At 35.6% G+C, this 24,711-nt stretch carries 21 protein-coding genes; 1 reads left to right on the top strand and 20 read right to left on the bottom strand.

What is annotated here, in order from left to right; all coding sequences use genetic code 11:
* Window positions 1-66 precede the first annotated feature (66 nt).
* The 3 genes from ACOMA7_RS03155 to ACOMA7_RS03145 form a co-directional block, all read right to left on the bottom strand.
* Complete coding sequence (locus ACOMA7_RS03155) at window positions 67-4,023, bottom strand: glycoside hydrolase family 70 protein (RefSeq protein ID WP_421391916.1); 3,957 nt, start codon at window positions 4,021-4,023, stop codon at window positions 67-69.
* Between the two features lie 222 nt (window positions 4,024-4,245).
* Window positions 4,246-5,046, bottom strand: coding sequence for a 2-keto-4-pentenoate hydratase (locus ACOMA7_RS03150; RefSeq protein ID WP_053796927.1), 801 nt, complete (start codon window positions 5,044-5,046; stop codon window positions 4,246-4,248).
* Window positions 5,047-5,514: 468 nt separating this feature from the next.
* Complete coding sequence (locus ACOMA7_RS03145; protein WP_301945335.1) at window positions 5,515-7,152, bottom strand: peptide ABC transporter substrate-binding protein; 1,638 nt, start codon at window positions 7,150-7,152, stop codon at window positions 5,515-5,517.
* Between the two features lie 401 nt (window positions 7,153-7,553).
* On the opposite strand from ACOMA7_RS03145, the gene ACOMA7_RS03140 reads away from it, so the two are divergent.
* Window positions 7,554-7,901 (top strand): hypothetical protein, encoded by a 348-nt coding sequence (locus ACOMA7_RS03140; RefSeq protein ID WP_053792079.1) that lies wholly within the window; start codon window positions 7,554-7,556, stop codon window positions 7,899-7,901.
* Window positions 7,902-8,073: 172 nt separating this feature from the next.
* Here ACOMA7_RS03140 and ACOMA7_RS03135 read toward each other — a convergent pair whose 3' ends face one another.
* From ACOMA7_RS03135 to ACOMA7_RS03055, 17 genes are all read right to left on the bottom strand, one after another.
* Window positions 8,074-9,483, bottom strand: a complete 1,410-nt coding sequence (locus ACOMA7_RS03135; RefSeq protein WP_414827061.1) for an oligosaccharide flippase family protein — start codon at window positions 9,481-9,483, stop codon at window positions 8,074-8,076.
* A gap of 36 nt (window positions 9,484-9,519) precedes the next feature.
* A complete protein-coding gene (locus tag ACOMA7_RS03130) occupies window positions 9,520-10,737 on the bottom strand; it encodes an MFS transporter (RefSeq protein WP_421391912.1) in 1,218 nt (405 codons plus the stop codon).
* A 68-nt stretch (window positions 10,738-10,805) separates the two neighbouring features.
* Complete coding sequence (locus ACOMA7_RS03125) at window positions 10,806-11,912, bottom strand: O-antigen ligase family protein (protein ID WP_421391909.1); 1,107 nt, start codon at window positions 11,910-11,912, stop codon at window positions 10,806-10,808.
* A gap of 59 nt (window positions 11,913-11,971) precedes the next feature.
* Window positions 11,972-12,856 (bottom strand): beta-1,6-N-acetylglucosaminyltransferase, encoded by an 885-nt coding sequence (locus ACOMA7_RS03120; protein WP_301945332.1) that lies wholly within the window; start codon window positions 12,854-12,856, stop codon window positions 11,972-11,974.
* 15 nt (window positions 12,857-12,871) lie between these two features.
* Window positions 12,872-13,732: a hypothetical protein gene (locus ACOMA7_RS03115; RefSeq protein ID WP_421391906.1), complete on the bottom strand. Its 861-nt coding sequence runs from the start codon at window positions 13,730-13,732 to the stop codon at window positions 12,872-12,874.
* Window positions 13,733-13,753: 21 nt separating this feature from the next.
* Window positions 13,754-14,521, bottom strand: a complete 768-nt coding sequence (locus ACOMA7_RS03110; RefSeq protein WP_421391903.1) for a glycosyltransferase — start codon at window positions 14,519-14,521, stop codon at window positions 13,754-13,756.
* Window positions 14,522-14,537: 16 nt separating this feature from the next.
* Window positions 14,538-15,623 (bottom strand): glycosyltransferase, encoded by a 1,086-nt coding sequence (locus ACOMA7_RS03105; RefSeq protein WP_414827067.1) that lies wholly within the window; start codon window positions 15,621-15,623, stop codon window positions 14,538-14,540.
* Between the two features lie 15 nt (window positions 15,624-15,638).
* Window positions 15,639-16,268 (bottom strand): sugar transferase, encoded by a 630-nt coding sequence (locus ACOMA7_RS03100; RefSeq protein WP_054608474.1) that lies wholly within the window; start codon window positions 16,266-16,268, stop codon window positions 15,639-15,641.
* Between the two features lie 20 nt (window positions 16,269-16,288).
* On the bottom strand, window positions 16,289-17,080 hold the full coding sequence (locus ACOMA7_RS03095; protein ID WP_414827068.1) for a tyrosine-protein phosphatase: 792 nt from the start codon (window positions 17,078-17,080) through the stop codon (window positions 16,289-16,291).
* Between the two features lie 10 nt (window positions 17,081-17,090).
* Window positions 17,091-17,810 (bottom strand): CpsD/CapB family tyrosine-protein kinase, encoded by a 720-nt coding sequence (locus ACOMA7_RS03090; RefSeq protein ID WP_054608476.1) that lies wholly within the window; start codon window positions 17,808-17,810, stop codon window positions 17,091-17,093.
* 12 nt (window positions 17,811-17,822) lie between these two features.
* The gene (locus tag ACOMA7_RS03085) at window positions 17,823-18,533 is read right to left on the bottom strand and encodes a YveK family protein (RefSeq protein ID WP_054608477.1); all 711 of its coding nucleotides are present in this window, start codon (window positions 18,531-18,533) and stop codon (window positions 17,823-17,825) included.
* A 222-nt stretch (window positions 18,534-18,755) separates the two neighbouring features.
* Window positions 18,756-19,706: an LCP family glycopolymer transferase gene (locus ACOMA7_RS03080; protein WP_421392076.1), complete on the bottom strand. Its 951-nt coding sequence runs from the start codon at window positions 19,704-19,706 to the stop codon at window positions 18,756-18,758.
* A gap of 125 nt (window positions 19,707-19,831) precedes the next feature.
* Window positions 19,832-21,112, bottom strand: a complete 1,281-nt coding sequence (locus tag ACOMA7_RS03075) for an NRAMP family divalent metal transporter (RefSeq protein ID WP_421391898.1) — start codon at window positions 21,110-21,112, stop codon at window positions 19,832-19,834.
* 111 nt (window positions 21,113-21,223) lie between these two features.
* Complete coding sequence (locus ACOMA7_RS03070; RefSeq protein ID WP_421391896.1) at window positions 21,224-22,288, bottom strand: hypothetical protein; 1,065 nt, start codon at window positions 22,286-22,288, stop codon at window positions 21,224-21,226.
* 378 nt (window positions 22,289-22,666) lie between these two features.
* The gene (locus ACOMA7_RS03065; RefSeq protein ID WP_421391893.1) at window positions 22,667-23,026 is read right to left on the bottom strand and encodes a hypothetical protein; all 360 of its coding nucleotides are present in this window, start codon (window positions 23,024-23,026) and stop codon (window positions 22,667-22,669) included.
* A 2-nt stretch (window positions 23,027-23,028) separates the two neighbouring features.
* Complete coding sequence (locus tag ACOMA7_RS03060) at window positions 23,029-23,355, bottom strand: hypothetical protein (RefSeq protein WP_054608482.1); 327 nt, start codon at window positions 23,353-23,355, stop codon at window positions 23,029-23,031.
* Window positions 23,348-24,646 carry a Y-family DNA polymerase gene (locus ACOMA7_RS03055; RefSeq protein WP_301945325.1) on the bottom strand — a complete coding sequence of 433 codons (1,299 nt, stop codon included), beginning with the start codon at window positions 24,644-24,646 and terminating at the stop codon, window positions 23,348-23,350. Before ACOMA7_RS03055 ends, ACOMA7_RS03060 begins: the two co-directional genes overlap by 8 nt.
* Window positions 24,647-24,711: the final 65 nt, after the last annotated feature.

Raw genomic sequence — 24,711 nt, 5'->3', positions numbered from 1 at the left:
CCCTTAAGTTAGATTTCTCCAACTCAAGGGGTTCAGTTCAACACCGAAAGTGTCTTTTTTTATTTTCTATCTAATTGCTTTTATGAAATCTTTAGATGCGGTTACAAACTTACCGTTACCAATATTAATTCTTGTAACTTTTCCGTTAAGAACTAATCCCTTAACATTTAAAACAGTTCCTTTTTTAAGCTTTTTAATCCTATTATCTTTGCTGAAATCAGTTGATTTATATGAGTAAGTGACCTTAGCTACTTTAACTTTTGAAGGTAATTTATCAAAATCATAGTAGTACTTTTTATTGTAAAGTTTAGCACTGCTCAAGTATTCTTTTTCTGCTTTGTAATAAGAGTTTAGAGCATTGTTATATAGTTGTGTATTTTCTTTTGATTTCTTTGCAGATAATTTCTTTTTAGCGTCTTTTAAATTTGAAACAGACTTATTATATACATCTTTTGAAGATGTAGAAACTTCATTAACCCAACTACTCTTATCTGTTAGTTCAGAAGGAAGAACTGTCTTTAGTCCGTTCAACTTAAAGTATGTTCCTGTATTCCAATCCTTCAATACATAACCCATACCTCGACCTAGAACATTAGTACCGTTCATGTATTTAGCTGACCATTCAGTTATAGGCTGGTTAGATGGAATAGCTGACATATTACCACTCTTTAAAACTAAATAAGGTGATCCATCAGACTTATAGTTCTTATAATAATATTTATACTTATTAGCCTTAAAAATATCGGGATATTTTTTCTTTAATTGTTGAACGAATTTTCCGCCATATTGTGCTTGATATTTTCCACCACCAATTGTATTAACAACGTATAATTGCTTTCCAAATGGTAAATCATTGTCATCACCCGTTAAACTAGCTCTAGTTGCTGACACTACTTGTTTACCAGGAAGATTATATAGTTGATTTAATACAGCATCAGCCATAACTTGCATACCTTGATCATGTAGCGATTCAATAGCCTTTCTTAAGTCTTTATCAGTACCATACTTGGTTGGCTTACCGAAACCTAAGTCATATCTATCTGAGAATGCATATCCATTGTTGATTGTTGAATCAACAAAAGTTTTATCATTACTTGAACGATATTGTGGAGCCATTTCAAAACTAGTGATTCCCCATTTTTTGAATAGCTTTGCATTTTTGGCAATTACAACATTTGCATATTGGCTGCGTTTCTTTGGTTGTGGTTGGAAATTGGAGAATCCTTCGTAAATTAGATTAGAATCTAAAGCATCATTTGAATGAAGCACTTTACCATCATTTCTATTTTTCTTAGATGGTTGAGTACGGGCATCTTGGTTATCTTTAGCGCCTACTGGTACCCATACAGCAAGGTATCCAGAAACCTTAGGATTTAAAACTCCTCTAACACTTGTATTAGCTTGACCTTTAATATCCTTGTTAGTAAATGTTAAAACACCATTTCCATCTGTCTTAACTACAGGAGCATTTTTATCTGAAGCAAATGTTTGAACTCCCTTGTTAGTTGTTAACATTAATGCACGATATTTTTGGTTCTTATGAGCAGCACCCATGTTCAATGTTACTTTTTGTCCATTTGATAGAACTTTCTTAGCATCATTTCCAACAATTAAACCAATACCTTCGTGTCTTGTTTCTTTTGTTCCCTTAGAATTAACTGTCTTTGCGCCTTTACCAAAACGAACACTCTTCAAGAATCCGTTAGAATCAACGCTCATTGCTTGACCACCGGCAACGTATTTCAATCTAGCGGTCATCAATTTGACAATATCATCATAGTAGAAACTCTTCTTTTGCATAAATTGACCATCATCTTGATACATATCACCGTAGTAAATACGTGGAACTGTGCCCTTATTTGTCAACATAATTGCATATGCACTTGGCATATTGTAATCATTATATTTTTTAACTGTCTTTCTTTGATCAGCATAGTATGCTTTTAATCCTTGCGTAAGTTGTTTTGGTGTGAAATTAGTCCAATCTTTAATTCCAGTAGAATCAACAATAGCTTGACCTACTCTTTCTTGAATATCTTTATCATGAGCATGAACAATTGAATAATTAGGAATTCCGCTATCTTTAGAATTGTTCTTATGAGCCGCAACTAATACTCCTGAATCAGTTTCTTCAGTTAATCCTTTAAGAGATTGAATATCACTAGACTTATGCAATAAAGCGTATGCAAGGTTTCTAAATGGTGACTCTATGAGTTCATCTCCATATGTAGAAGCTGTTCCGGCATCTACACCAGCTTCTACAATAGAAATATGCTTGTTGTCATTAAAATCATTTTTACCAAGCTTATATAGGTCCCTAATAAAATTATTACCTCTTTGTATTACATCGTTACTTACGAAATCATATGCATCAATCCTAATACTATCAAAATTAGCCTTATCATTTTTTCCGGTAATTGTTCCAAAATGAGTTAGGTAATATAGCCAATTCATATCTTCTGCTTGAACTGCTGGATTGTAATTATCCACATCATTAGCTAATAAAAAGTCACACGAATTATTAGCAATACGATACTTTGAATTAGTTGTAGGCGTTAAAGAACTATTACCATATTTAAGGTATCCGTTTTGTAATAATGCTCCTCCTTGACCCGGATACTCTGACTGAAAACTCCAAACATATTGTTGGTTCATAAATGATGGATGAGATGAATCTCCCTTGAATAATAAATCATATAACCATGATGATGCTTTTTGTTGAGTGATTCTCTTTTCGATATTAACTTGAGCTGATTGAGCTGCTTCATTTAAAGTTTGTTGGTCAGAAAATACAGTATATTTAACACTATTATCCAATAGTCCATTATCTTGCATTAGTTTCAAGTAATTAACCTGTACGTCTTTGTTAGGCCACCAAACTGTAATAAGAGGTCTAAGATCATCTTTATTTGAGTTGCGCCACTTAGTACCATTATCTAAAATTTGTTTTGGACGATACCATGTTTCAGCTGTCAAGAAACCATCTACAGTATTGGTAAAATCAGATGGTTGATTACTGTTAGCAACGTTGTGCTTTGCAAAATCAGTTACTGAAAATGAACCTGTGTTATTAAATAAGAAAGTTCCGTTACCATATTTATCAAAGTAATATGTGGCTCCGTTAGCAACAACTTGTTCACTATTAGCTTGATATCCTGTTGTTGAGTTAAAGTATTGTAAATTACCCTTTACCACATTCAATCCCTTAACTGTATTGTTATTATCATCAACAAAAGTAGTATTGTTGTTCTTATTGACATAATTTCCAGAGTTAATAATTGAATTTACTCTTCCGACAACGTTTCCTTGAGCGGGGTCAACGTAATAAGCAGCCCCACCAATCTCAAAAGCTCCACCTTTTAATTGGATACCTGTAGTAGGATCGTAATATTTAATTTGTCCATCAATAGTTGCGATACCTTTAACAAGGTTATTATCAGATGTCTTATAAGTCCATTTATCTTGACTTTGTTCAACATAGTTTCCACCAGAATAGTCTTTAATTAAATGGCCATCACCATTATTACTATCAAAATAATAGTTTTTGTTATTTACATTTACGATGTTTCCTTTTACTTGTGATCCATCATTTTCACTAAAATAACGAATGTTATTATTTTCTTGATATAGACCTTTAACATCATTGTTTTGATATGAGTATTTCCAAGTCTGACCATTATCTGATGATGTATAATTTCCACCTTCTGGTAATGATTGAATGCCTTGAGCATCAGCGTTAGATGTAGTTTCTACAGTTACTGAAGCTGCAGCTGATGAAGTGCTGCTAGGAGTTGCAGAATTAGAAGAAGCACTTGCAGCTGAAGATTGATTAGTATCAGCATTAGAACTTTGTGCAGATGTAGCTACTGCGTCAGCCTTAGCTACAACACTATCATTAAATACTGTTGTTCCACTATAAATAGCAACAGCAGCTACTGCTGTAGTTAGTCCAGCAATAACCCATTGCTTTCCAGATTTATACATTTTAAAATGTATTTTTCTGTTGTTTTTTTCTGAATTCATAGAATCCCCCTTAGAAATCCTTTATTAAAAATATATTAATTATATTATATCAATTTTTAATATTCTTTTAAACTACATTATAATCTATAATTAACTATTTACTAATAAATTTTAAGCTTAATTATATTTTTGTTAAGTTCCACTTTATAAGTATCTTTTATAAATAAAAAAAGCGCCGTCAGTTCAATTAAACACAAACAGAACTGATGGTGCTTTTATTTTTTATTTAACGTCTAGGTTTACATCGCTAAAGCCTTGGTTAAAGGTTGCTCGCCACTTTCCTTTGGTTAGGTGTGGAGGTAACAGGAATGTTCCTGATGATACCCTTTGACCTGCCTCTAGTCTTAGATCTTGTTCATCTAGTTTTTTGACTAGCCATTGAAGAGCATTCAGTGGATTACTTAGCACTTCTGATGAAGTTCCAGTCGCCACCTCTTTACCGTCATGGGTTAGAGTAGTTGTCACGTTCTCTAGGTTTTCCAGTGAGAAACTGTTGGTATCGAATTCCTCTCCGTAGACTACGTATCCGCCGACCGCGGCGTCTGACATGACCATGTATTTAGACAGTGATGGGAACCAGTCAGAAAATCTTGAGTCTGGAACCTCGACTCCTGAGGCTACAGTGGTCTTATTGGCCAAGTCCTCTAGGCTATCTGTTGGTAATAATGGCTCTTTGGCCTTAAAGACCAGCTCTACTTCCGCCAGTGGATCCATTAGTTCACTGTTCAGTGATAATGATACCGGTGATTGAACAAAGTGTGATTTAACTTGAGCTCCGTATAATGGTTCATTTGAATCGAACATGTCTTGGGTTTGCTTACTGGTCAAACTGACTTTGTATCCTCCCAGCTCCTCATTTTTTAGCTCCATTAATCTTCTTTGAACTCTATATGATGCCTCTTCGTCAGACACCATGTCTTCCCATTCATCCATCTTCAATGGCTTCTTGGTCTTGTATGCTTCAAATAATGCGTTTGCTAATCTTTCTTCGGTTGCGGTTAATTCTAATGTTGTAGTTGTCATAATAATACGCTCCTTTTCTAGCAGCGTACCTTATCTGGTGACGCTGCAATCCAAAATAAAATATTAATCTGTCCATCATCTAATTCACTAATCGGTAATTGCATTGTCACCACTTCCTTTCCTAATCCAGATTGATAAATAAAAAAAGCGTCCTCAAACCCATACTTAATATGGGTCTAAGGACGCTTCCGCGTGTTACCACCTTTAATTTAATAGTCTAAAAAGACTATCCTCTACGTACGGATAAAAATCGATACGCTGTCAACTTAACGGTTGCTACCGGCGCCACTTACTGTTGTTTCAGTGGGCTAACTAAAGAATGATAACTTTTGATCAGCTTCGTTATGCTGTCACATCAACCCAGCACTCTCTTGAAACGATTCTGATTAGTTGTTCTTATAATCGCTATTTATTTATCTAATTGACCCTTATTATAAGAGCTCAATTAGAAAAGTCAACACTTTTTAATTATTTTTTAATAAAAGTTTTCGTATAGTTCCATTGAGGACCAGCAGTGTTGTGAATAACATCTTTTACGTAGCTCTTTTGTAAGTAGTAAGTTCTTACTTGATATAGTGGAGAAATTCCTTGATCATCGTTCAGTTCCTTACTTGCATCGATTAGATCTTGCCAACGCTTGCTTGCATTATTTGCATCTGTAGTGCCGGCCTTCTTCAATAGTGCGTTGAACTTAGTATCGTTGTACTTACCAAAGTTGTAAGGTGTGTTTTGTTCAGGAATTTGTAGGAAAGTGATTGGATCTTTGAAGTCACCACCCCATGATGATAGGGAGATTTCAAAGTTACCCTTGGTTAGGTTATCGTTTGCTAACTTACCAGGGATTGTTCTTAGGTTTAGAGTGAAACCAGGAAGAACTGATTCAAGTTGAGCCTTCAAGTATTGAGTCGCAACTGGAGTGTTGGAATCGTCAGTTGATGCCATTAGTGATAATGACACGTTCTTGATGCCTAATTCCTTTAATCCCTTTTCGTAATATTGCTTAGCTAACTTCTTGTTGTAGGCTAATGAGTTCTTGTCACCTTGTTGGTCAGCGAAATCCTTGCCAGTCTTCGGATCATTAGCTAGACCATAAGGAACGAATCCAGTAATCTTCTTGGTGTTAAAACCTAGAATACTTTCATTTAATTGATCTCTATCGATTGCTAAAGAAATCGCCTTACGAATGTTTTTGTTATTGATAATCTTTCTGTTTTGTTCGTCAGGATCATTAAAGTTGTAACGTAAGAATGTAGTCATTGAGTATGAGTAATCATGCAATTCTGAATTATTCTTGAAGTTCTTTAATTGTTCTGATGATAATGCAGTCACGTCAATCTTACCTTGGTTGTAAAGGTTCAAACTAGTAGTTGGGTTAGCTACAACGGTGTAGTTAATCTTCTTTAGTTTGATATCCTTGGCATCCCAGTAGTTATTGTTCTTTACATATGACCAAGTATCATTGGTTCCGTTCCATCCCTCAATTGAGAATGGTCCAGAGTAAACCATGTACTTAGCGTTAGTTCCATACTTGTCACCATACTTCTTAACAGTAGCTTGATCTTGTGGTCCAAATAAAGGATATGCCATCAAGGTCTTGAAGTATGCGATTGGTTTAGTTAACTTAATTTGAACTGTATGTTTGTTAAGCGCCTTAATTCCTAACTTATCAGGACTCATCTTACCGTTAGTAATAGCTTCACCATTTTCAACATCGTTAAATAGGTATGAGTATTCGGCCTTAGTTGCTGGTTTGACAGTACGACGCCATGAATATACGAAATCATTGGCGGTAATGTCCTTGCCGTTGCTCCACTTTGCATCCCTTAGCTTAAAGGTCCATGTCTTACCATCCTTACTAGTCTTAGCACTTTGTGCTAAATCTAGTGTTGGTTTCCCATCATCACCAAGTTTGTAAAAACTACTAAACGCATTTCCAGTTGATCCATAACCGGTAGATGTTGAAATATCTAAGGTACTTAATTGTGATGTGGCTGCTAAATTCAATGTTTGTGTCTTGGCATCGTTGCTACCTGAATTATTACCACATGCTGCTAGCGTTACCCCTGCTAACGCCGTCATTGCTGATGCTACTAATAACTTTTTCATATTTTTCACTCCTATGTGTTTATATGTGCTCAATCAAAAGAAAAAGACCACTGCCCGAGGTTAACAATAATGTTAGCCTCAAACAGTGGTCTCTTATTCGTATAACTCAATTTTTATTAATTTCTGTCAAACTATCTCGAGTTACACGATTAAAAAGGTTACCACATTTGTGCTAACGACAGTTTGACAACAACATGAAATTAAAAATACGTTCTTCAAATGGATAACCTTCTTTCGTACAGATTGATCACCTTGAATAATACACACTTACAAATGAGAAGTCAATGATTAATTCTCATTATTTTTTAATATAAAGTGAAAGCACCTACTTTTTCATTGCTCTATCAGTAAAAGTTGTATACTATGAAGTAGCAAAGTAAACATGAGAAGGAATGAAAAAAATGAAAAGTACATTTTCAAAAATTGTAATCGTCATTATCTTGTTATTCATTGCTATCATCGCTGCTATTAGTATTGCTACCAAGAATAGTAACGTTGATTCCACATTGAAGGCAGTTAACCAAACCGTTGCTGTAACAAAACAAAAACACGATGGTAAATACGAACTAGTTGTCAAAAATGATCAAACCAGTCAATACAGTTTCCCTCGTCTTGATTCATTGAAAAAGGATACCTATAAAAAGGGAACTAAACTAACATCTACCAAGTTAGTCCAAGATGAACAAACAAACTTCTACAAAATCAACGATAATACTTACGTGTTATCTTCCGATGTAGACGTTAAATAAAAAGAGACCTCCGAAGAGGTCTCTTTTTTTAATTATGGATTAATAAACGTGGGACAAAGTCCCTGGAATAAAGTAATCTATCTTCTCTTACCTATTCATCAATTAATATAACATCTGTTGATTAATTCCCTAAAAAACGTCGATTATTTTAGGATTAGTTTTTAATGCTACTTTATAAATTTAAGATAATAGTTTTAAATGTTTTAAAATAAAAAGCTAATGTAACAGCAACATACGTAATGACGTATGCCATCAGGCTAATCCAGATATTACTGATGTGGCTAATGACAATGAATGCAAAAGCCATGATCATCAAGTAATAGAAATTCTTAATGAACTTCACTCCAGATTCCGCGTTCATAAACCATTCGAGTGTTAGATACCATATCATTAATAATGGAATTGATAATAGCGCAATCTTAAGCGTACTATGACTCAATCTAAATCCAATGTAGTAAACAGCAAAATCAAATACTAAGTTGGCTAATGAGATATAGCAGAAGTCCTTAATTTTCTTCGCCATGATGTAGTCATTGAATATATAAGACTGCACAATACAGGTAATCCCGACTCCCGGAAAGACGATACTTAAATATTGAACAGATTCACTATAACTAGCAATAAAGTTGTTAACGATCCAAGCGATTGGATAGTATGAAGCAATGACGAAAAAGACAATTGCGTTCATGACTGCCATGTTGGAATCATGATTAGATACAACCGCTGATTTCCCCGCCTTTTTCATGTACGGTAACATTACCGAAGAAACGGCATTAAACACTGTTAATAACAAGGCAGCTAATGAGTAAGCAAATGCATACTTACCGTATTCACTAACCTTAAAAAACATTGAGATAAATTGATTATCAGCGTTAACCATCACCATCGTAATTTGATACGATATCATAATTGCGAAACCAACTCTGAAAAATACCCGGATATTTTTAAATTGGCTAGCCATCGTTTTTCGTTCACCCAATATAATTTTCTTATATCTGACGAGATAGTAGCAAAGTAATATAAACACAGCAAAGTTCATGTAAAACATGTAGTAAGTAACGTTTACATTGAAAGCTGTAAATTTATATAGGTACAAAGCTAATAGTAAAAAGAATAGATTGATAAATGATTGAAGTCTTGCGATAGATGCCAATTCACTGAATCGCATAATACACTTAGAGAAGAACTGAAAGTATGTTAGTGCGTTCAATAAGAATGAATATATAGCAATCGCAATAATGATTTCCCGATTAATTTGCGGGATATTGATTAAGCATGCAATGATACTCATCACAATACTTAAGAATAACTCAAATATTAACAAGAACAACGTATAAGTTCTAAACTTCTTAAACGAGATATCCTCTAGTCTTTTACCAGCATTTCGAATTAAAATCCCATCGATAAAACCGATGTGAAGCAATGGTACGTACGTCGTATATAGTGAGAATATTTTATAGTAACCATATCCATCATGGCCCAAGATAACAGGCGTAATAAATGATGATAAGACACTAATCATCAGTGATATTAAGTTACTGATCATTAGATTGATTATATTTTTAACAAATCCCTTATTCATTTATCCTTTTACACCTACATTCTTAATGAAAAATACTTATTCTGCGTTTGAATCTCTCAATTCCGGTACTTTAATCTTAACTAGGATAAATGTGACTAATACCACTAAGGCACTAACGTAGAAGACCACATTGTAATCCCAGATAGATGAAATAATACTTCCCATTAATGAACCAATACAAATACCAACAGCTTGAGCACCTTGGTTTAGACTAAATGCCATCCCTGTAGATTCTGATGGTGTTCCTTTTGCCAACAATGTTTGTACAGATGGAAAAACTGCTGCATTTGAAACCCCAGTTAGGAATCTGAATACACCAAAGAATAGTACTGTTGGCGCAAATCCTTGAGGAAAAATAAATAGAATTGCCAAGATGAATCCAAGCGTTAGGATTTTGTTGGTACCATATCTGTCCCCTAGTCTTCCGAACCAAGGAGAAACCAGTACCATCCCAATACCTGGCATAGCTGCAACAATCCCTGATACAACTGATACATTTCCAGAGTTATTCATTAACTCCTTAACGTATAAGGTAATCAATGGATTAATTGAGTTGTTCATAATTTGAAGCGCAATTGAGATAATTAAAATCCACACAACAAAGTGTGTGTTTGGAAAACGCTTGATGATTTTAACAAACGATTCCTTCTTTTCTTTTAGCTTAGCTGGATCTGGCTTGAAGTGTTCTTCTACGAAGAAGTAAGTTAGTAAAAAGAACGAAAATAATAGTAATCCCGTTACCATAAATGAAACACGAATACTCAATAATCGTACTAATAAACCACCAAAAATTGGTCCAACTAAGAATCCACTTGTGTATCCAGTTGATAGCCAACTTAATGCGTAACCTGTCTTATTTCTAGGTGTACTAGTTGCAACCAAAGCGATTGAGTTAGGGATAACTCCGTCAAAGAATCCTTGTAGACACTTTAGGATTAGAAGTTCCCAAACATTAGTACAAAACGCCATTAAGAATAGCGTAACAGCTGAACCGAATGATGTTTGTAACACCATTCTTTTTCGTCCATGACGATCAGCAAATCGTCCCCACATGGCCGATGTAAAAATTACGACAATAAAAGAAGAAGCATACACAATTCCACTAAGTAGTGAAAGTTGACTCTTACTAAAATCGCCTAATTCAGAAATATATAGCGGTTGAAATGGAATAACTTCACTAAAGGCAATTCCTGTTAGAAAAGTACCAAATAGCAATATCCAAAGATTCTTACGCCAATGTTTATTATCGTCCAAAATTATTCCTCCTCTGTTTAAAGCAATTGTCTATAATAACATATACCCAAAGAAAAAATAATACCCGATTATTGCTTCATGCTAATTTTATTTACCATGAAGAATGAACAGATAATTGGTAACAATGCATAGTAATCAATTAGTGTTGATTCAAAGCTACCCTTGAAGATTAGCGCAATTAAAATGATATACAAAATATAGCAATTAGCCTTATGTGCGTTAACGAATGACTTTGCGTATATATATGTATAAATTAGAGAACCGATAATACCAGTCGAAATCAGGTTATAAACGTATTGGTTATCTACCCATATTGGATTTCCCTGCGCAAAATCACTAACGTTGAATAGATTAAATCCGAATACCTTAAAAGCCTCATTTTGGAGGAATAAACGGTTGGAAGTTAAATCGTTTAACTTCACGAAAAAGGTACTGAATTGATCATAGTAGAAAACCACCATGACCGAGGTTAAAGTCATAATTAATAGAATGAAAATTCCCAATAATGGCTTAAATGATTTGATATTCTTGTTGAATACAAGCGGAATAATTAGTAACACCATTAAGATAAATGCTACTTGTGAACTTCTTGAATCTGCATATACGAATTCAATAAAGAATCCTGTGATAAACATAAGTAAGAACCAGAATATATTACTGATTTTCTTTAAGTTTTGTAGACGTCCCGTACTATAGAAGAAAAGTAAAAATGAAATCAGAATGTATAGGCAGTACCCACCAAATGAATTAGGATGGTTAAATCCTAATGAACTTCTGATGGTGTCCCCTCTTGGAACATATACATCATATTGACTGGGAAAAATACCACAGAAAAACATTATTAAAATCGAAGCAATACAGGCAAGTCTGGTGACAAAATCGACCTTAATAAATTCCTTAAAGCTGACCGATTCACTATTCATGATTAAAAATGACAGGCAAATAATCTGAAGATTAATCGATTTAAAACCAATCATATCAAGCAAAAACAAACCAGCTAAAATGATTAGGCAACTCATTTTGAGTCGATCGTTGATGTTTAACAATAAAAGCGTGGCTTGCAAAACAATAAAAATGGCAATTCCAGCCCACCAAATCATTTTTACATATCCAGGTTCTGGAAGTTGATCAACACTATTAAATTCACTGTACATATATAGCATTGATGTAGCCATTAAAACTATATACGAAAAAAGATATAATCGTTGTTTTATTATGTCTATCGTACCCACGTTTATTCTCCTTTATTAGCTAAGTAGTCTTTAAAGGTGTCTGTGATTACCGCTTCATCATCAATCTTTCTACCAAATGCATACTCGGTATTAACGACTTTCTTTAGACGATCAACGTCATCAGTAGTAAAGACATATGGTTTACCATGACCATTAAGCCAATCGATATAACGGCTAGCCATCGCACTTGATCGAGTCATTCTGTAATCATCAGAATAGTAATCATACTTTTCAGTAAGACCTTTTGGCTTCAAATCACGCAAGATGGTTTGAATAAAGAATTCATCACCAGTAAATGTGTTCTTAAACATCTTGAAGTCCTTGAAATCAAGCACTCTTTTGACGTATTTAATGTCCATTGAGAACCAGTTACATCCCTTTTCCAATATCTTGTGCTTCAATCTATCAACACCTAGGATTGTATTGATGTATTCAAGATTCTTAATAATCATGTAGAATCTAACACCGGTCTTTAGTTTCATGTATCTAATTGGGTAATAGTACTTGGCACGGTTATAAATTTGTCTGTCGATATAATCTAGAAAACCAATTGCATATGGTTTCTTTTCAAAGTATGACTTGAAGTAATCTGGGGTCATTAATGGCATGTCGTTTGATGAAATTAGGTGGACATAATCGTAACGATGAGTATTGTAGACTTGTTCTAACATCATACGTTCAACCATTGTTTGGGTATCTGTACCCCAATAAACCTTGCGGCGATTTTTAATAAAGTAGATTTGAGAGTGAACACTCTTAAATTCTGGAATATCAAATTTCTTATCCCAATGGATAAAAAAATCAATTTCTGGATCATCTAATACATCGATGGTGTTTTGAACAATCTTGCCGTCTCCGTATCCCATAATCATAACTGCGTGTTTCATAGTTTCCTCCCAATCTTAATCTTTCAATAATGACGCTAAGTCGTCACCGTCGGTTACATTGTGCGCAAAGGCATAGTCTGAATTAACAACTTTGCCTAGTTCGTCTCTGTCTTCATCAGAGAATTGATAAGCATTTTCATCGAACCAATTAATCTTTTTAGTTTTTACATAGTTAGCGTATCTAGCTGAATCACCGTAAGCTTTCATCAAGTTAAATCGATTAGAATTCATTGTGTATTCAGGATTGTTAGTCTTTAAGTTCTTCAATGCGGTTTGCGCAAAGAAGTTCTTTGGATTAATGGTATGACGATAGTTATCAACCTTTTGTTCATCTAGTTCGGTTACATATTCTCTTGGTAGTGAGAAGTAAGGACATCCCTTTACGACATCTTCACTAGCAATTCTTTCAACACCAAACAAGTGGTTTAATAACATGCATACTTTAACGAACGGGAAAGCAGTCCATACTCTTCGATAGTTAAAGTTGTTAAATGGGTAGTAGAAAGCCAATGAATGTTGATCTTGAGAATCGGAGAATTCTACAAACCCTAATTTAACCGGTTTACTTGCGAAGTAATCCTTGAAGTATTGTTTGGTCATCAATGGAAAATCATTGGATGAAATTAAATGAAAGTATTCATAATCACCCTTCAAAGCTTGTTGAATTAGTAATTTTTCTTCTGCTAATTCAGCAAAAGTTTGAGCATGTACCTTCTTATTGCATCCCACAAAGGTTAACTTGGAGTTCTTGGCGGTTAAACTACCGTTGTTTTTAGCGTAAATATAAAAATCGATATCTTTATCATCAAGTAGATTGATTGTTTGTTGTAAAGTATCAAATCCACCATTATTCATAACAAGAATTGCTTGTCTCATTTCTTAATCAAATCCCTCTTACTATATAAGTCTTATTAATCTCTTCAATTTAGCTGGCACCAATAACTTGGCGGCTGTTAGTACATTAATATATTCATAGTAAATTGGTAAGTTAAAGTCATAAATATATTGATGCACTAATCTAATGGTATTCTTGCGATCTAAAAATCTAGTGTTAGTAAATGACTTGCTATATTTCACTAGCGGTCTCTTGATGTTGGCACCCTTATAGCCATTCTTGTATAGACGCATCCATAGTTCGTAATCTTCCACTCTTAAGTGGTTAACAGCTTCAGAATAGCCACCAACAGCTTTGATTACTGAAGCTCGCATCATAATTGATGGATGTACATAGGGATTTCTCTTAATCAAGTCGAATTCGTCTGGATGACTTGGTAAATCAGTGACTAGGCTATGATCATCAAACACTTCATCAGCGTTTGAGCCAACAAAACTATATTCAAGGTTATCTTGTAAAAATTTCAATTGAGTTTCAAATCGATCTGGCAATGAGAAATCATCATCGTCCATTCTAGCGATATAATCACCATTAGATATGCTAAGACATCTATTTAAAGACTTTTGCAGTCCCATGTTGTGCTCGTTTCTGATTAACTTCACACGATCATCTGACTTGGCAATCTTTTGTAATGTGGCATAGGTATCGTCGGTTGAACAATCATCACAAATGATAAATTCGATATCTCTGACTGTTTGTTGCAAGATTGATTCAACTGATCGACTAATCTTCTGACCACGATTATAGGTAGACATAATTACTGAAATCATTTCGTTCTCCTTAAAACTATCCCTCATAAATTCTGCTGTATCCCTGTACGAAGGAATCCTTTGAATATAGACATTCCACGTCTTTGCGTGCCATTACACCCTTATACGAGTTTTCATCTCTTTTGATGCTTGCGCATTGCTCGTCAAATTCATCAACGGTGTTAAATTTAAAACCATTAGTGTCATTAATCACTTCTGAATTACCACTAACATCGGTGACAAAGCATTTTTTTCGTAAGGCCATGGCTTCCAATAACACGATTGGAAGACCTTCCCACTTAGATGTCAAAATAAAGTTGGCATATTCTTGAATGCTTTTCATCACTTCTTGATTGGAAAGCCACCCTGTTACTTTGATATTGGATGCTGATAGTTCATCTCTCATTGGTCCATCACCGATCCAAATAAATTGCCATTCAGGGTGTCTTAAAGCGATTTGATTAAACAATTTTGGATTCTTTTGTTCGTTGATTCTACCAACTGTGTAAAACACGTTCGTCAACGTGTTAGAATCACTATTCACAAATGAATCAATGTAATCCAAATCCACACAATTATTTACATACTTAGAATTCTTATCAATCTTTTTGGCATACTTATATTCACCACTACCACAAGCGATTGTTGTGGTATTTAGCTTACTCAACAAAGATTCAATGGCGTAGTATATATTTCTTTTTAAAGGCGATTCATTACCCATCAAAAAAGAGTAACCATGTGGTGTATAGAAGAATTGGATGTTTTTCAAACTACGGAAATTGAATAGTTTGATCATTCTACCAATGGCACCAGCTTTTGATGAATTCAAGTGGACGACATCTGGTTTGACGTCCAATATCTGCTGTTTAACTTCACAGTATGCCCTGTAATCGACAATTGGACTAACAGCACGTTGGAAATTCTTTACTTCGATTAAGTTAACTCTGTTATCAAATAGCTCTCTCAAGTTATCAGGAGTTTGTTGTCTAACTCCATAAAGCAATGTAATATCATTGCCCTTTTTCGCTAGTTCATTGCATAAAAGTAGTAGGTATGAGAGGACTCCTCCGCCGAGTGACTCTACAACATACATAATTTTCAGTTTTTCTTTCTCTCTTGGCATAAAATCTCCCTGTTACTAATACGCTTCGTTTGGATAAATCATAATCCAAACCGTCTTAAAACAAATCTTCATATCTAACAAAAGACTTGCGTGTTCAATGTAATCAATATCTAGCTCTACCATTTCATCAAAGTCTAATGAATTTCTTCCGCTCACTTGCCATAGACCGGTACAACCAGGCTTGACCTTTAGGCGCTCCTTATCATGTTCACTGTATTGAGCGACTTCTTCTGGCAAAGGTGGTCTTGGACCAACAACTGTCATATTACCCAATAACACGTTGATTAATTGTGGTAATTCATCGATACTATGGCGTCTAATGAAGCACCCTACCCTAGTGACTCGAGGGTCATTGCTCATCTTAAACATGGCACCGTTAACTTCATTTTGTTCGGTTAATTCTCTTTTCTTAGCATCAGCATTCTGACACATTGATCTGAATTTGTAGATTCTAAATGGTTTTCCATCCTTACCAATTCTTTCTTGTGTGTAAAAAATGGGACCTCTATCATCTAAATAAATACAGAGTGATACCACCAATGTTAGTGGCAACGTAATTAGTAACGCAAATAAACTAGCAGCAATATCAAATAATCTTTTAACAGTAAGGTAAAAATTACTATAAATATTTGAATGCTTTTCCATTTCTATTTAACCTACCTTCTCTATTTCCCAAAAAGCTTCTTAAAGAATTTAGAAGCTGTGCTTTCTTCCTTGACTCTATCTATATTCCCTATTTCAATTGTTTCGCTGTTCCAAACCTTTTCGGCATTTTGTTCATATTGCAAGGCAAAGTCTTTGCCCTTCTTTTCTGCCAAACGGTCAAAGGCTTCCTTCATTCTAAAACGACGACCTTCCATGTTATGGGCATCGGATGAAAACATGAACCCAAGTCCAGCATCGACAATCTTGTCTGTAAAACGTTGAATTGTTGAACCAAAGCCACCAACATAACTGGTAGCGGTGATTTGAGTTAGGCATCCCTGACTAACCAAATCAAATAAGATGTCTGGCTCTTGTTGAATTCCGTGATTACGTTCCGGATGAACGATGATTGGAATAATCCCCTTCACCTTTAATTCAAAAATCATGTCTTCTGCATATTCAGGCACCCCACTATGTGGGAATTCAAGCATCATGTACTTCTTATTGATACCGTCAGCATATAACACGTCGTCTTCATCAATGTCTTTCAAAAGGTCACCATTGATGTGAACCTCTTGACCCGGACGTAACTCAATACCGATATTGTTGTCGTTAAAAGTCATTTGTAAGTTAGCGACTTCTTTTTCGATTTCTTTTCTGTGATTTATATATTCGCCATCCATGTGATGGGGAGTTAGTAGGATTTTATTGATTCCCTCTGATTTGGCTTCCCTTGCCATATCCAAGGCCATACTAATAGTCTTTGCCCCATCATCTACAGATGGCAACATGTGACAATGTAAATCAATCATTTAATAACTCCTACTTTGAATAATAGTAATAGTAATCGTTGGTGATGTTGTCCTTAGACATGTTCATCACACCACCTAGGATGTTGGCGTTAACCTTCTTTAGTTGTTCTACGGCCATCTTGGCACGTTTCTTTTCTGCCACGCCTTGTGGTAATACGAAAATAGTACCGTCAACAGTAGTAGAAACGATTGATGCATCAGTCATTGTGTTAACAGGTGGTACATCAACAATTACCAAGTCATTTGGCTTGTTAAACTTGTTGATAATATCAATAATCTTGCGGTTTCCTAGTAATGCAGATGCATTAGGTGGAATCGGACCACTGGTAATTACGTTTAAGTTATCAATTGAAGTGTATTTGATAGTGTCTTCAATTGTTGAGTTACCAGATAAGATTGTTGATAATCCCTTTTGGTTGCTGACGTTAAAGCTTTTGTGAACCGTTGGTCTTCTCATATCAGCATCGACTAAAACAACGTTTCTACCTTGCTTGGCGTAAGTAACGGCTAAGTTAGCACTGAAAGTAGACTTACCTTCTGAAGGATCACTTGAGGTCACCATAATGCTCTTTAGTTCACCATTGATGTTGGCGAATGAAATATTAGTCATTACAGTTCTGAATTGTTCAGATACTGATGAAGTTGGGTACAATTCAGCAACCAAATTAACCCCGAATTTGGAACTGTCATCATTTAATTTTTTCTTTGGACTCTTATTAAATAATCCCATTACACTCTTCCTTTATTTCTTAATTTGTTTACTGATGGTTTGCATGTCAATATCACTGATTGTTCCTAGGTTAATAAGACCCAAGTCCTTTTCGATAAAGTCAGTCGTAGATATTGTTTTATCGTTGAATTCACTCAATAGTGCTAAGAACATTCCTAAGATAATACCAACCAGTGCACCGGCTAGTAGGCTAATCCCCTTCTTAGGGAAGATTGGCTTCTTAATTTCTCTAGCCTTTGAAATAATTGAGACGTTATTGACATTCATAATGTTCTTGATTTTTGATTTGAATGTAGAAGCAGTAACGTTAGCGATTCTAGCTGCTTGCTTTGCATCGTGAGAAGTAACGTTAATATTAATAACTTGTGAATTTGTGTCAGTTGAAACGTTTAATTCACTGTCCTTATAAATCTTGTTACCAACCTTATGCTTTACTGAATTACCAACTGTTTGACTGCTCAAAATACTCTTATATGTATTAACTAGTTGCAAGTCGGTAGATTGAATTTGTTGTTGTTCAGCTGCTTGAGCGTCACGATCCAATCTTTGGCTAACGATAATTTCTGATGTCGCTTGGTATTTTGGTTTAACGACAAAAAATACTCCGATTGCAAAAACCAATACTGTAATTACAACCGTAGTAATTATCAATTTGATATGTTTAGACAAAATGCGAAAGATTTTGTTTAATTCTTCTAAAGAATTAGTTTCTTGTTTCTCCACTATAAAGCACCCTTCTATTAGTTATTTTAAATGTCTTCATTAAGTAAACTATAAACAATTGTTCATTATATCACCTTAAAATCGCTAGAAAAGGGAACTTGACAAATATAACTGTAGTCTAATTAAGATTTAAACGTTTTATAACTCAATTTAAATTTTCCCTTTTGAACAAATGTATAAAAAAAGATACGACAAAAATGTCGTATCTTTTTTATTTTTTATTTAATCTTTTAAACTTTCGTTGATTAGGCTAGAAATTCTGTTTTGTTCAGTACCAGAAACATCTTGGAATGATACGCCGTCTAGCATTTCACCAGTTCCATGTGCGTAATCACTCTTAATGTTTTTATTAGTCCCTCTGTAATGCAATGCTAATTGAAGCATGTCGCTCATGGTCAAATTAGTTTTCAAGTTATGAGAAATTGAGTTCAAAAAGTCAGAATTAATCACTGTTTTGTATGAGATAGCCTTCTTCATTAGGGCCTCCAATACTAATCGTTGTCTACCTTGGCGACCATAATCACCTTGTGGATCTTGATATCTCATGTTGGAGAACCATATTGCTTTGTTTCCATCCATGTGTTCTAACTTACCCTTAGTGTAGTGTTGACCTTCATAGCTAAAGGTTAACGGAGAAACAACATCAACTCCACCAACTTGATCGATGGCCTTCTTAAGTCCACCTAGACTCAAAGTAACGTAATAGTCGACTGGAATGCTGAAGTGACTTTCGACAGCATTAATTGCTTCTTTGGCACCACCATAAGTGTAGGCAGCATTAATTTTTGATGGTGAGTATTGTGGGAAATCAGGTAAATTAACCTTCATATCACGTGGGATACTTACCATTGTGGTTGTATTGGTCTTTGGATTTAAGGTCACAATCATCATACTATCTGTACGACCCTTGTCACTTCTGCCATCAAAATCGGTATCGGTACCCATAAATAGTAATGATACTGGTTTTTCAGACTTCAAAAGTGAATCGGCATCCCTAACCGTCTTTGCTCCAGAAGGTTGATATACTGCATCGGCAGTCTTCTTAACTGTATGGTAAGCAGCAAATGCACCTACTCCCAATAATACAATCAATAATCCAATAATCCATAAAACAACTTTTTTCCAAGTCTTCATGTGTTTCTTGGATGTGTTTTTGTTGTTTCTTCGACTCATGTTTTCGTCGTTATTCAAAACACTCACTCTTTTCTTTCATAATTAATATTCATAATTTCCGTGAACAATTATACATCAATAATTTTTGCATAATCCACTTAACTCTTAATTCTATATGCCTATAATTACAAATTCAAGACTGGAAAAATCATGTAGATACCAAAAGCCATGACAATTAATGAAAGAATAATTACGATTTTTTTGTAAATTCCCTTCATTTTGTATCGATCTGGCAACGCTTTGGTTTCAAGCATTAATAAGAAACCAAGCACAATTGGTACCATCAAGGCGTTAATTACTTCGACCGTAATCGCAATTGAAACTAAGTCCTCGTTAAATAATACCAACAAGGCACTGATGATTAATACCAGTGAATACATTGAATAAAAACCTAAGTTGGAACGATTAATTCGTTCGTTTAAACTGTGTTTCCAATCCAATACCTCTGTCATCCCCCATGTTCCGGCTAAAACAACAACGATGGCAGCAACCAGTGCCCCACCTAGGATACTAGATCCCATAATCGCTTTGGCGGGTGCCATTCCGATATATCTACCAATTGAGGTTACCAAGTCACCAACCGTTTCTTCGGTGGCATGAAGTTTACTATGAAAAACGGTCGCGGCAAATAATACGATGAACCCAATCATAATCCCCTGGGTAATGAATGTTCCCACCATTGTATCTGTCTGTTCCTTTTTAATCATGTGACGTTTTAGGCCCTTATCGACTACCGCACTTTGTTGGTAAAAAATCATCCATGGCATAATTACCGCACCAACGTTTGCGGCTACCAAATATACATAACCATCATCATGGATTGGAATTGATTGAATCCCAGTCATGATGGAGTCCATGTTTGGATGAACCATGAAAATTCCGATGATAAATGTTAATTCAAACAAACCAAAGATAATCCCAATCTTTTCAACACGACGGTAACTACCTAAGAAGGCAATTAAGATGAGAACAAACGTACTTAGTGGAACGGTAATCCATTTGGAAATACCAAACAATTCACCAACTCCGGCAATCCCGATAAACTCGGTCAAAAGCGCTCCAATGGTTGAAATCATTAAGGTAATCGCCGAGACATATGCCCAGAATTTACCAAAGTATTCGCGGATCAATTCACCATGACCCTTCTTTGTGACAATTCCCAATCGAACCGTCATTTCTTGCACCATAAATAGAATTGGAATTAACAACAACTGAGGTAAAATCATGGAATAACCATAACTAGCACCGGATTGTGCCGCCGTAATTAAGCACCCTGCATCGGTATCGGCGAGCATAACAATCAACCCCGGGCCAATCACAATTAACCACTTTTTCAGCTCCAACCAGAACCGTTTCAAACGGTTGCTCGAAGTGTCGTTAATTTCTGAATCTATTCTTTCTTTCATCAATAAGTATCCTTTCAATTTATTTATCTCTCTCAACAGTCAGGATATTCAATTGTACAAAAAAATTTTCCAATAAAAAAGGGTTGTTATTTTTCATAACAACCCCTTTATCTATTTACTTGAACTTTGATCAACGTTATCAAACAATCCATAGAACAGCTTTTGATTATCTTTTCCTAGGATTCTTGCAACATTGAAATTTTTTATATAAACACGTTTATTAATTGATTTAATATAGACAGTTTTTTCAACAATCGAATTTGGACTTTGGTTTGGATTTAGATGAATCACATTATTTGGATTTTCCTTATATTGTTCAACCGAATCCGCTAAATTGTAGCTAGGCATGATGTAATTATTAAACTGATTACTGCCTAGGAAACCAACATTCATTCCGATAATGATGGTTAGTCCCACTGCTAGTATCGATGTCGTGAAGTAGTTGGACAAACGACTAAGTGGCTTCTTCATCATTTGGGACACAATCGTCATCATGAAGAAGATTGCCACTGCGTATGCTGGATAAGCGTATCTAGCAATGTAAATTGGTCTTACCGCCACTGAAATTGCAATTCCAGTCAAAGTGGTTAGAACAAATGTCAACAGTACAATGGTTAGTGTTGATTTAAACTTCTTTGACATATTTAGATATGCCCAAATCGTTGGATAGATTAGCAATACCATAAAGGCAATCGCATAGTATTGGCCACCATTATCGGTAAAAACATCCGCAAATAAGTTCACAAAATTATTGATAATGTTTTCGACGTTTACTGGTGGAATCCAGTAGGAAGATGACACCTGTTGGGCTTGTGCAAATGCGACAACTCCCCATGGAATAAACATCACTAAAAACACGATAATCCCACGTAAGATGGCGTTTCCGTCGTATCTATTAAATTGAAATTTAACGAAGTATAAGAACAGCATCCATCCTGCTGCCACAGCCGCAAAGTAATGGGTATACGATGCAAACGATGCAAAGATAACCGCTAAGAAAATGTGACCAATCTTCTGCGAATTATCGTAGTGCTGCAATTGATTCAATACTAACGCTAAGAACAACGCTGCTAAAGCGTACATTCTAATCTGCGTAGAATATCTCATAATACTTGGTGCTAGGAAGAATCCCGCCCATTGAATGGCGTTGGCACCTGGAACGCCCAAGTTTTTCACCGTCTTGGATAGTGTTAAAAACGTTAAGACTGCTAATATGTATGAAAATAATCGCGCAATAATGACCTTCGTGAAGAACGAATTCGTCCAAAAAGCAGTAATACTCAAGAAGAATCTTAATGCTATATAGTAAAACGGTGGATGCACATCCATCGAATCCAGTCTGATTATATCCCCGTAATTATGTCCTACCAATGCCATCGTGAAACTTTCATCACGCCAAATTGTTGGGTGCATAAAAAATAACATGTATGCAATTGATATTAAAAATAGACCCAATGTAAGTTTGGCCTTCTTGTTCATCAGACAATCACACCTCTTTATTTATTACTACTAATTATATCAGAGCTGAGAAGGTGTGTCTTTTTTGCCACATAATTATTGCACAATCAAAATCTGTTGGATGGATAATACCATTTCACCATCTTCAGTCATAATTGTAACCTGGCTAGGTTGTAGGTTCATTACAAGTCCGTTTATTACGCTCTTGTTTCCATCATAATTAACATAGGTGATCTCTGTTTTAGCATGGTTTTCGCCCTTATGTTCCAATTCCTCGTGAACACTTTGAAAATCCATATACATAAAGCTATCATCAAAGGCTTCCTTGTGCTCTTTTCTAAGAGCACTGACGTGATCAGAAAGCATAAATCCTTGCCACTTTAGCATCCCTCTGTCGTGATAGTAATAGTCAAAGAAGTTTTGCACTGTATTGTCGTCAATGTGGTGATTTAACAACTTTATCCGACCTTTCTTTTGGGACGTTGAATGTAGGAATTACGACTGTCCCATTTAATGCCTTCGAATCCAGTGAACACGATGGTTAACTTTAGGTCCTTTTCGATTAGGTTTAAGATTTCCTCCAAGTCAGCAATCCAAGTACTTTCCACGTGGTGCAATGGTGTTACTCGCGTGATGTGACCTGGTTTGTATCTAATCATGTAGAAATTAAATTGATGGTCGTAATGATCAAATACGACTTTAATTCTGTATTGAACGTTATATTCACGCTTAAATAATGGTTCTGCTCTATCTAGTATTAATTTTGCTGTTTGTTGATTAGTCATATGCATTTCCTCCATTGTGACCACCTACTAATCCGGAACGTTTTAACATTGTGCCACCCTTTTCTAGACTGTGACCTTTAAAGATGGCAGTGGCGCCAAACTTGTCCCTGATTTCATCTGCTACTTTATCGACTTTTGATTTCTTAATTTGCACCTCTGGATCGGCAAAAATGTCTAATTGTTGAGCATTACTGCTGCTTAATCTGGTATATGAGACACCGACATTTCTGACCCTTTCGCCGTGCCAATACTTATGGAATAAATCCATGACTGCTCCAACCAATTCACGGTTATCCGAAGTCGTGGTAATTTTTTGTTCGTGTGAAATGCTGGTTCGATCGCTGCCTTCACTTTCCGCGTACGAAAAGCCGAGGTAAAGATGAACACAGCTGGTTTGTTTCTTTCTGTGGCGTAAACGAGATGCCACTTGTTCGGCGATTTCAGTAATAACGACTTCTAGTTCGTGTTGGTCCTTGTAGTCCCTTGGTAGTACCTGGGAATTGGACAAGCCCTTATCCTTGATTGGCACCTTTTGATCTAATTGAGCACGGTCAATTCCCCACGCAATCGCAAAAAGTTGGTAGCCCATCACACCTAAGTGCGCCTTTAATTGATATGGATCTGTTCTCGCCAATTCACCTAGGTTATGAATCCCTAGTTTGGCTAGGTTTTCAGCGGTATGTTTACCAATACTCCAAATCTTATCGATGGGTTCAATTGGCCAAACATTCTTGGCAAAAGTGTCATAGCTTAATTGGCCGACTAGGTCCTTATTGTGTTTAGCAAACAAGTCCAACGCTAGCTTGGCTTGCACTGGATTGTCACCAATTCCCACGGTCGTATATAGACCAAGGCGTTGTCTGACCGTCTTTTGAATTTTTCTGGCTACTTGGGCAGGACTATCGCCGAACAATTGCCATGTGTGGGTCAAATCCAAGATGGTCTCGTCGATTGAGTATGGAAAACAGTGTTCTTCATCGGCGAACTCATGGAAAATTTTATTGATTGCCAAGTTCTTTTGAATGTACAAATTCATCCTTGGAGGAACCACAATTAATGAATCATCCCAAGGCAAATCACGCTTTCTAGTCACGTTCGTAATGTGGAATCGTCTCTTAGCTGTCGGAGACGATGCTAAGATTAATCCACCGTTGGTATTGTCTTGATCAGACATCACCACTAAGCTAGCCGTCAGTGGATTTAAACCTAATTGAACGCACTCAACACTGGCATAAAACGACTTATTATCAATGACCATAAAGACCCCTTTGGGTTCATTTGAATAATCCATTTTGGGTTCCTCCTTTCAGTAAAATATATTATACGAACAAATGTTCTTTTTTGCAAACAAAAAAA

Origin of the sequence: Apilactobacillus intestinapis (assembly GCF_049166695.1) — a bacterium.
Taxonomy (GTDB): domain Bacteria; phylum Bacillota; class Bacilli; order Lactobacillales; family Lactobacillaceae; genus Apilactobacillus; species Apilactobacillus kunkeei_C.
Note: the sequence above shows the minus strand (reverse complement) of the source record. Positions and strands in the feature narration are given on the sequence as shown.

Excerpts from the sequence above, each read along its gene's own strand:
- ACOMA7_RS03100 (WP_054608474.1), bottom strand. The coding sequence starts at position 16,268 with ATGGAAAAGCATTCAAATATTTATAGTAATTTTTACCTTACTGTTAAA.
- ACOMA7_RS03150 (WP_053796927.1), bottom strand. The coding sequence starts at position 5,046 with ATGACAACTACAACATTAGAATTAACCGCAACCGAAGAAAGATTAGCA.
- ACOMA7_RS03075 (WP_421391898.1), bottom strand. The coding sequence starts at position 21,112 with ATGAAAGAAAGAATAGATTCAGAAATTAACGACACTTCGAGCAACCGT.
- ACOMA7_RS03155 (WP_421391916.1), bottom strand. The coding sequence starts at position 4,023 with ATGAATTCAGAAAAAAACAACAGAAAAATACATTTTAAAATGTATAAA.
- ACOMA7_RS03105 (WP_414827067.1), bottom strand. The coding sequence starts at position 15,623 with ATGCCAAGAGAGAAAGAAAAACTGAAAATTATGTATGTTGTAGAGTCA.
- ACOMA7_RS03090 (WP_054608476.1), bottom strand. The coding sequence starts at position 17,810 with ATGGGATTATTTAATAAGAGTCCAAAGAAAAAATTAAATGATGACAGT.
- ACOMA7_RS03125 (WP_421391909.1), bottom strand. The coding sequence starts at position 11,912 with ATGGCTACATCAATGCTATATATGTACAGTGAATTTAATAGTGTTGAT.
- ACOMA7_RS03095 (WP_414827068.1), bottom strand. The coding sequence starts at position 17,080 with ATGATTGATTTACATTGTCACATGTTGCCATCTGTAGATGATGGGGCA.
- ACOMA7_RS03115 (WP_421391906.1), bottom strand. The coding sequence starts at position 13,732 with ATGAGACAAGCAATTCTTGTTATGAATAATGGTGGATTTGATACTTTA.
- ACOMA7_RS03060 (WP_054608482.1), bottom strand. The coding sequence starts at position 23,355 with ATGACTAATCAACAAACAGCAAAATTAATACTAGATAGAGCAGAACCA.
- ACOMA7_RS03145 (WP_301945335.1), bottom strand. The coding sequence starts at position 7,152 with ATGAAAAAGTTATTAGTAGCATCAGCAATGACGGCGTTAGCAGGGGTA.
- ACOMA7_RS03135 (WP_414827061.1), bottom strand. The coding sequence starts at position 9,483 with ATGAATAAGGGATTTGTTAAAAATATAATCAATCTAATGATCAGTAAC.
- ACOMA7_RS03110 (WP_421391903.1), bottom strand. The coding sequence starts at position 14,521 with ATGATTTCAGTAATTATGTCTACCTATAATCGTGGTCAGAAGATTAGT.
- ACOMA7_RS03140 (WP_053792079.1), top strand. The coding sequence starts at position 7,554 with ATGAAAAGTACATTTTCAAAAATTGTAATCGTCATTATCTTGTTATTC.
- ACOMA7_RS03080 (WP_421392076.1), bottom strand. The coding sequence starts at position 19,706 with ATGAGTCGAAGAAACAACAAAAACACATCCAAGAAACACATGAAGACT.
- ACOMA7_RS03055 (WP_301945325.1), bottom strand. The coding sequence starts at position 24,646 with ATGGATTATTCAAATGAACCCAAAGGGGTCTTTATGGTCATTGATAAT.
- ACOMA7_RS03120 (WP_301945332.1), bottom strand. The coding sequence starts at position 12,856 with ATGAAACACGCAGTTATGATTATGGGATACGGAGACGGCAAGATTGTT.